This is a genomic window from Nostoc flagelliforme FACHB-838 (assembly GCF_014698065.1).
GTDB lineage: Bacteria > Cyanobacteriota > Cyanobacteriia > Cyanobacteriales > Nostocaceae > Nostoc > Nostoc flagelliforme_B.
In genome coordinates, this window is record NZ_JACJSI010000279.1 from 1 (window position 1) to 7,731 (window position 7,731).

At 41.2% G+C, this 7,731-nt stretch carries 8 protein-coding genes and 2 pseudogenes; 4 read left to right on the plus strand and 6 right to left on the minus strand.

Features of this window, described 5'->3' with window-relative positions:
* Positions 1-599 precede the first annotated feature (599 nt).
* Both trpB and H6G97_RS40705 read left to right on the plus strand, forming a co-directional pair.
* Positions 600-1,829: a tryptophan synthase subunit beta gene (gene trpB / locus H6G97_RS40700; RefSeq protein WP_190946288.1), complete on the plus strand. Its 1,230-nt coding sequence runs from the start codon at positions 600-602 to the stop codon at positions 1,827-1,829.
* Between the two features lie 39 nt (positions 1,830-1,868).
* Positions 1,869-2,135 (plus strand): annotated as a pseudogene (locus tag H6G97_RS40705) (anthranilate phosphoribosyltransferase); the annotation flags it as partial.
* Here H6G97_RS40705 and H6G97_RS56500 read toward each other — a convergent pair.
* Positions 2,126-2,320: a GFA family protein gene (locus H6G97_RS56500; protein WP_479684979.1), complete on the minus strand. Its 195-nt coding sequence runs from the start codon at positions 2,318-2,320 to the stop codon at positions 2,126-2,128. The pseudogene H6G97_RS40705 and the gene H6G97_RS56500 sit on opposite strands and share 10 nt — an antisense overlap.
* A 215-nt stretch (positions 2,321-2,535) precedes the next feature.
* Positions 2,536-3,426, minus strand: coding sequence for a macrolide 2'-phosphotransferase (locus tag H6G97_RS40710; RefSeq protein WP_190946289.1), 891 nt, complete (start codon positions 3,424-3,426; stop codon positions 2,536-2,538).
* Positions 3,427-4,836: 1,410 nt separating this feature from the next.
* Here H6G97_RS40710 and H6G97_RS40715 point away from each other — a divergent pair.
* Positions 4,837-5,169: a hypothetical protein gene (locus tag H6G97_RS40715; RefSeq protein ID WP_190946290.1), complete on the plus strand. Its 333-nt coding sequence runs from the start codon at positions 4,837-4,839 to the stop codon at positions 5,167-5,169.
* Between the two features lie 72 nt (positions 5,170-5,241).
* Here the strand turns inward: H6G97_RS40715 and H6G97_RS55085 are convergent, their stop codons facing one another.
* The gene (locus H6G97_RS55085) at positions 5,242-5,373 is read right to left on the minus strand and encodes a hypothetical protein (RefSeq protein WP_277883414.1); all 132 of its coding nucleotides are present in this window, start codon (positions 5,371-5,373) and stop codon (positions 5,242-5,244) included.
* 44 nt (positions 5,374-5,417) lie between these two features.
* On the minus strand, positions 5,418-5,549 hold the full coding sequence (locus H6G97_RS55090) for a hypothetical protein (RefSeq protein WP_277883415.1): 132 nt from the start codon (positions 5,547-5,549) through the stop codon (positions 5,418-5,420).
* 216 nt (positions 5,550-5,765) lie between these two features.
* Between H6G97_RS55090 and H6G97_RS40720 the strand changes: the two are divergent.
* Positions 5,766-6,316: pseudogene (locus H6G97_RS40720) on the plus strand (transposase).
* On the opposite strand, the gene H6G97_RS40725 reads toward H6G97_RS40720, so the two are convergent.
* Positions 6,313-6,552, minus strand: a complete 240-nt coding sequence (locus H6G97_RS40725; protein WP_190946291.1) for a hypothetical protein — start codon at positions 6,550-6,552, stop codon at positions 6,313-6,315. The pseudogene H6G97_RS40720 and the gene H6G97_RS40725 sit on opposite strands and share 4 nt — an antisense overlap.
* A 15-nt stretch (positions 6,553-6,567) precedes the next feature.
* Positions 6,568-7,731: hypothetical protein (locus H6G97_RS40730; protein ID WP_190946292.1), on the minus strand; the 1,164-nt coding region annotated here is incomplete at its 5' end.

Sequence of the window (7,731 nt, forward strand, 5' to 3'; positions counted from 1 at the left end):
TAATTCTATCTCGTAAGCCTAACTGTTTATAATATTTTTGTTGAGCAAAGATAGCTGGAGTTAGTAACTCTTCTAAATGCGACGCAATCGCTTGATTATTTATGGTAGGAGTATGATGTTTTTGCGCGTGGTCGGAGTTTCGTTTTGCAGCTTTGGGCATAGTAGTCAATAAGGGCTTTTCATTACCGCATTTGATTACTGAATTTACAATAATAATGCAACTCACTTTTGACAAAGTTATTCTCTCGTTACAATACCTTTTTGTCTCATATTTCGGCTGTTAAAAACCTAAAGATAATGATAATCAAATAGAGGGGAAGGAGGCGAGCGACGCTCGCCTCCTTCCCCTCCCACCTGCACGATTATCGTTTTCATTTAACTTATTTTGAGTATTTTAACTGATTGACAAAATGTGCTTTATCTTAACCTATCACCGATGGTCCTACCCTGTGGGAAGCCACTTCTGGTCTATGCGTTCTTTGGGTTCGAGAACGAATAACGAACCGCCAAGGACGCCAAGGAAGAAAGAAATACAAAGGAAATCTTGACTGTGATATCTGTTCTCGAAAATATATTTCAACATCAAAGGATTTTAACCAGTGGTAAGCATACAAGACATTAAGACTGCAATTGTCCAACCAGATTCTTTGGGCAGGTTTGGCAAGTTCGGCGGTAAGTACGTTCCCGAAACCTTAATGACTGCATTAAGTGAATTGGAAGCAGCATTTTATCAATATCGCAATGAGCCGAGTTTCCAAGCAGAACTGCAAAACTTACTGCGCGATTATGTGGGACGACCCAGCCCATTATATTTTGCTGAACGCCTAACAACAAACTACGCTAGACCAGATGGTACCGGACCACAAATTTATTTAAAGCGTGAGGATTTAAACCATACAGGCGCTTACAAAATTAATAATGCTCTGGCTCAAGCGTTACTTGCTAAACGCATGGGTAAACAAAGGATTATTGCAGAGACAGGTGCAGGTCAACATGGCGTAGCAACTGCAACTGTGTGTGCGCGGTTTGGTTTGAAATGTGTGATTTACATGGGCATTTACGATATGGAACGGCAAGCCCTGAATGTATTCCGCATGAAATTAATGGGGGCAGAAGTTCGTCCAGTGGAGGCAGGTACGGGAACTCTCAAAGATGCAACTTCTGAAGCAATTCGAGATTGCGTGACGAATGTGGAAACAAGTCATTACATTCTGAGTTCTGTTGCAGGGCCTCATCCCTACCCGATGATTGTCCGTGATTTTCATGCTGTAATTGGACAAGAAACTCGCGCTCAGTCTCAGGCGAAATGGGGAGGATTACCAGATATTCTACTAGCTTGCGTGGGTGGAGGTTCCAATGCGATCGGCTTGTTCCATGAGTTTGTGCATGAACCTTCAGTGCGTTTAATTGGGGTCGAAGCGGCCGGTGAAGGTGTAGATACAGAAAAACATGCTGCTACCTTGACAAAAGGAAAAATAGGAGTACTGCACGGTGCAATGAGCTATTTATTGCAAGATGATGATGGTCAAGTCATCGAAGCTCATTCAATTAGCGCCGGATTGGATTATCCCAGTGTTGGCCCTGAGCATAGTTATTTAAAGAATCTTGGTCGCGCCGAGTATTACAGTGTGAGTGATAAACAGGCGTTAGACGCCTTCCAGAGACTTTCGCAACTAGAAGGGATTATTCCAGCCTTAGAAACGGCTCATGCGATCGCATATCTAGAAACCCTTTGTCCTCAGTTAGAAGGCAACCCCCGTATCGTCATCAATTGCTCTGGTAGAGGTGACAAGGATGTGCAAACGGTCGCCAAAATCCTTATTCCTTAATTTTCTGTTCTTGTCCTTTGCTAATGACAAATAACCAATATGATAGCTGTAACGCAAACTCCACTTGAAAACATCCCCGTCACTCCTGAGTTTTACAACTGGCTGGCCAGCTTTATTGCAACAGTTGCTGAATCGGCAATCGTTGACGGTTCTCCAATCTGCGGATCTGATGCAGGGATGGCTCACAGATGCCATTCCTAATGTCCTATCAGGAGCGATTTAGCCGCAATCCAAGCTAAAGGCGTATCCGCCGAAGAATTAGTCAGGATGGCTAGCGTCTTACAATGTCAATCTTCTTACCCCACTCCCGACTCCCCCATTCCCCAAATCAACAGTTCATCAGTTTCACAGTCAACAGCTAACAGAGGCCCTCCGCCCCAATTGCGGCACATACTGCAATGACACGCTGTCACATTTTTCCTCATACTATTTGTAGAAAGGCTTACCGCTCGGCACAGGCAGCTACCTTTTGCAATGCTCAGGTTAGACATATTGTTTCCTCCGATTCACACAGGCGCTCAAATTGTCACATTTTCCCTATTTAATACTGGAAATGCCAACAATACATAGTCTACAGGCTTACCAGCTAAGAAAGCCGTTTCAGTGTTCTATTTTGATGCTTGGTAATCTAACCGCCATAAACGTTCATTTTGTTCAAAAGTAACGGCGATTACCTAAAAATATTGATTTAGCCTACGCCAAGTGATTATCTAGCCATCTGTTTATATTCATCTAAGCCTGACTTCAGCGAAAATTCCGCGATGGCTATGGGATAAGAAGCAGCCAGTTCAATCACTTGTTCTGCCATCTTCGACCAAATACGTCCACCTGCCTGGGCGTATGCTGATATCAGCTTATTCAGAGCGTCTTCACCAAAAGTACGGTAATGGGCGACAAAATCACGGGCTGGGTCAGTGACGGCTGCCTCAGTCCAGTCAATGAAGCCAGTTACTTGTACTTGGGCATCAATCAAAATATGCCCAGCGTGTAAATCACCATGAGTTAACACTGTTTCTTTTGTCCAAACCTCATCCTTTTGGAGCCAAGATTGGCAACGGTTCCACAACTCTTCACCAACACCAAACTCATTCTTCACTGCATCCATCTTCTGTTTCATCGCCGCACGTGCTTCTTCAGCGGTTTCAATGGGAAGACCAATTGCGCGTGCTTCCTCAATGCTAACTTGATGAAGAGAGGCAATCCCCTTAGCTAGCGATTTATGAAACTGGTCGGGTGGATTTGCTGGATCAATTTCCCACACATAAGCTTTTGCTTCAGAGTCAATTGTGCCTGTTGGCACACCGTTTAATGCCCGGTAAGCAATGAGTTCATCTGTGCAAATAGTCCATCGTGGCACTTCCACATTCAGAAGAGGGGCAATCAGTTCCAGCGTGCGTTTTTCCTTATCCACCGACGGTAGAACGTCCTCCCGCCGAGGAAGACGCAAAATCCAGCGTTCTCCATCAGTGTCCCTTGCTAACACAACTTGAAAATCAAGACCCGATTCATTAAATTGCAGCGAGTCATCTTGGATAGTCAAATTATGCTTGTAGGCTAGTTCAAGCACTTCCTGCTTTGATTTTGTCTTTTTAATCATGTTTCCTTACCACTACGCATGAATGGCACACTTGAAAAGGGAAAATCGTTGAGGCAGCTCTTGTGCTCTTGAGCAAAGGAGCAGGGGAGAAAGAAGAAATTTTAGGCATTGCGTTCAGATATTTAGAAATTCCCCTCTGCTCCCCTGCCCCTCTGCAATCCCTACGCCGCTTACCTTTCAGCTTAACAAGCGTGCCATTCCCACTACGCATCAAGAATGCTGACTACTGGAAACTTTTTGCTTAATACACTTATACGGGTGATTGGGTGGAAATACGCCAGCCTAATAAACCTATACAGGTGATTAGGTGGAAAAATTCAGTATAACCGTCCCTTCTTCTGGCGGGCTGGATTGCTTAGGTTTTATTTACTATCTAATTGGTATGCGTTGACCTTATGGAGTAATATCCCTTTGGTGTTTTTATAATTTTAGTTATACAATAACTCATTTTACAATTGTATATTGATAACTAAGGCATCAATGTAGCTATTGACACCCCAGGCTATTTTTAAGCATCGAACATCGGCATAGGCAACCATTCCCCATCGTGGTAAACAGCTCGTTTTGCAGGAAATTGTTGAGCAATCGCTTCTAGTAGTAAAAATTTTATCTAAGTCCAAAACAAGTTTAATAGTATATCTAAAAAAAATTGGATCAGTGAAAGTCTTTTGGAGAAGTTTCAAAAATGAAATTTACAAATGCTACAGCATATATGTCCCTAATAAAGATGTACTATTATTTAGTTTCTTGAGCAAAGATGCACTATTATTAGTTTCTTGAAAAAAGATGCACTATTATTAGTTTCTTGAGCAAAGATGCACTATTATTAGTTTCTTGAAAAAAGTGTGAGGAATTACAGTCAATTATTGGGGAATTGAGTGTACTATAAAGCTATTAAAGGGGGGTGTGGGATTGAAAAATTCATACTAAGGGAATGTGAGAATATTAAAACTTATTTATCCAGTGTAATTGGCGCGTTTACACAATTAGAATTAATGCAAACTAAAAATTTAATTTAAAACTGGTATGAACTCCAGAGACATTTATTTATTCAGATGGCTCGTGACTTTATTCTAGACATCTTAAACAACAGATGGGCTTGAATTCAATTGGTCGAATTGCTGTCAATGCGTAAGTTATGACCCCGGTTGAAGGCAATGGAATGCTGCTAGCTAACTCCATCACTGCCGCTAATGGTAACGAAAGAGAACAAGTATTACCCTACTTGATAAAGTAAAACTGAAAACTTTGAAACCGATAGACACATAAAAAACTTAAGGTACTGGCTAGCGATTAAAATTACGATTCACTCGGAAATAAGAATTGGTACTCTATTCTAAATATCTAAGTTAAAGGCACTTATTTTACAAGAACTTGCTTCCCAGAACTATCTTGCAGTAGGTTTCCAAAATGACACTTTTTAAATTAGTGTTTGAACTGATAACAGACTTATTCCTTCGCAATCGCCAGTGGTATCGGCGTATCTGTGGCGGTACTTGGCACTATGTTGTGGTCGATTTATGCAGAGAAACTTACCACTGGCATAAGGATTCTATTCTAAAGCCCTTATACTACTGGCACAACGAAGACATTCTAGATCCCTCAGAGATTGAATTACAAACAGAGGATTGGGGAGAAAAACGGTTTGGGTGTATGGCTAAGGTTGAAACACGAGATGTTCAAACCCTTCATGAGTCCACTTACTATAGCTCAGTCTATGGGAGAAGTTTTAACGAGGATTGAAACACCACTTAAACCTCTAAAACCTTGTGGAAAATCTCCTGGCTGGAAAACAGGACAGCCAGGTCATAATAATTACGAATGACGCAACAGTTGGGCATTTCGGCGCAAGAACATCTGCTGATTATGCCGTTTAATGATGAGTGATTCTGACAGTTGGAGTTGTTGTTGAAAATTCAAACCTTCGTATTCGTTAAACCTCCACATTCAAGTCAATGACTTCCAGAACATTGGGCAACCAGCGAACGTGTTCAACCTTGCTGATTACTCTGAATCTCCTGCATATTAAGAGAATGAATCACCTGGGCTAACTCTGGATTCTCTTTTAACAGTTCGGCTTCAAGCTCTAACTCCTGCTGCAACAGTTGGGTATTTCGCCGCAAGACATCTGCTGATTGTGTCGTTGTCTGATAAGGGATTCAGTCAGGTGTAATTATTCTGCATAGCTTAGAGCTTTACAAGCATGCCATTTGGCTATTCGCCTGCCTTCTCATCTGTCTCCTATTTGCGTCTTAGTCCTTTTTGCCGTCCCCCAAGGTAAGCTGTTCCACATCTAATTGCATAAAATGTAAATTAAATAAACTCGTGGACTTACTGCTATGCCAGCCAAAGGATACTTAAGTAAATTACAGAAAGAGAATTTACAAAAAGCTCTATCAGAGAGTAATAATCCACAGTTAACACAGAGAATATTAATGTTATTACTGATGGATGATGGCAAAACTTACCAAGAAATTAGTGATTGGTTAGGTTGTAGTTATAGAAGTGTGGCATATTGGTGCGTTCACGGAGACTCAGATAACTTAGAGAGTCTCAAGGATGGTAGGAATCAAGGTAATTATCGAAAAGCAACTGATGAGTATATAAATTTATTAATGGATTTGCTAGTTACCATAAAAAGAAAACTATATTGGCAGAGATTGAAAAAAGCTTACCAAATATTAAACTATATTTTCTGCCTGAGTATAGCCCAAATTTGAATTTAGCCGAACTTGTATGGCATTCGGCGAAAGAATACATATCTCATCGCCTATTTAAATCAGTAGAGGAACTGAAAAACTTATTAAATAGGTTGTTAAATCAGGGAGAGTTAATAATTAGATGGGGAAAAAAAATTAAAAATAAAGGTAATGCTGCTATTGCAAACTAAATGTGGAACAGCTTATAAACAGTGAGAAAACTTTGAACCCGCAGAAAATTGGCGCAAGTATAATAGTGGCTTTCCTTGGGATCTGCCTTTATATCAATTACATAAACAGTAAGAGAGGGTTGCTGTTGTTTGATGTTTTTAATAGAGTGGCTGGCAAAAACATCTTTACCAGAGCAAGGCGCACCGGCAATCAAGGTATGCCGTAGTGATGACGAAAAGTTAAGAACTGATTGCATATTTTTCTCCAAATTTTAATTTTGATTAGTATTGCAAGCGTCGAATTTATACTTAAGATGAGAATTCTGGAGTAATCTTTCAATTCCCAAGCGGATTAACTCTGGTGGAATCCCGTCTAATTTCAACTCGGTTTGGATAAACTCATCAATTGAATTGGCTTTCGTTTTCTCCAAAAGTGCCAACATCTGTTGAGCTTGGGTTGTTGGTGTGCTTGAAGAATTAGTTTCGACATGAGAAGAATGTTGATCCCTGGGTGCAGAATTAACAAACTGTTTGGTATCCCGGTCATAACCAGAGAAATTCTTTAACAGAGGCATTGGTATCCATTCATTGATGCCGCCGTAATAAACCGCTCGACCAACTGGTGATTGCGCGGCAATTTCCATCACTTGGGTTGAAGTAATCTTGCGATCACTGGGGATGAGTTGGGTGGCAATCATGGCGTTGTAAGCTGGAACATTATCAGGATGAACTAACGCCACAGACGTTAACTGCGATCGCAGTCCGCCAGAAATGCCCAAGTCATCAGTGTGAGGGTTCTGCACGACAATCCAAAAATGCCAGCCAGAACTATCGCCGCAAGAACAGTAAGAGATGATTTTGTCTTTGAGCCAGCCAATTTCACCCTTGGTATTTTTAAATTTGGAACAGACAGCCGTTCCTTCATCCAAAATAATCAGCTTGGAGCCAGAGATATTTTGAAATTCGGTAAAGCATTCTTTGACCCATTTGACAGCTTCGACCGGGGACATTTCTAGGATTTTAGCGCGTTTAAAAGTATCAACACGACCTTTAAAATAACCGGTTTCTTTCTCGTCACCTTTGGGGTCAATATAAAAGATGTGTATGCCAGGATGCAGCCGCTTGATAGCTTCTATTGCATTGCTAATGGTGATACCCTTGCCAGAACCAGGGACACCAACCCACAGCATATTTGTCACTTTCTTCGCAATATGCCCAATTAGGTCATACTGCACTTGGGGTTTAGTGGTGTAGGTGGAGATATCGGTATTAGTGAATCGTTGAGAGGCTTCTGCTCCCAAGAATTCACTATTTAACAAAGGGTAAGCTTCATTAGAGTGAATCTGTTGCGCTGAAGTTTGGGTTGTTTGTGGGACAGGAGTTGGTAGTTTTGCAAACCTTGCCTCTGGAATACCTAAATTCTGAGGTTTGGTTGC

Bases quoted from the DNA above. Each gene is read 5' to 3' on its own strand.
- H6G97_RS56500 (WP_479684979.1), bottom strand. From the start codon at position 2,320: ATGTCTAACCTGAGCATTGCAAAAGGTAGCTGCCTGTGCCGAGCGGTA.
- H6G97_RS40710 (WP_190946289.1), bottom strand. From the start codon at position 3,426: ATGATTAAAAAGACAAAATCAAAGCAGGAAGTGCTTGAACTAGCCTAC.
- H6G97_RS40715 (WP_190946290.1), top strand. From the start codon at position 4,837: ATGACACTTTTTAAATTAGTGTTTGAACTGATAACAGACTTATTCCTT.
- H6G97_RS55085 (WP_277883414.1), bottom strand. From the start codon at position 5,373: ATGTGGAGGTTTAACGAATACGAAGGTTTGAATTTTCAACAACAACTC.
- H6G97_RS40725 (WP_190946291.1), bottom strand. From the start codon at position 6,552: ATGCAATCAGTTCTTAACTTTTCGTCATCACTACGGCATACCTTGATT.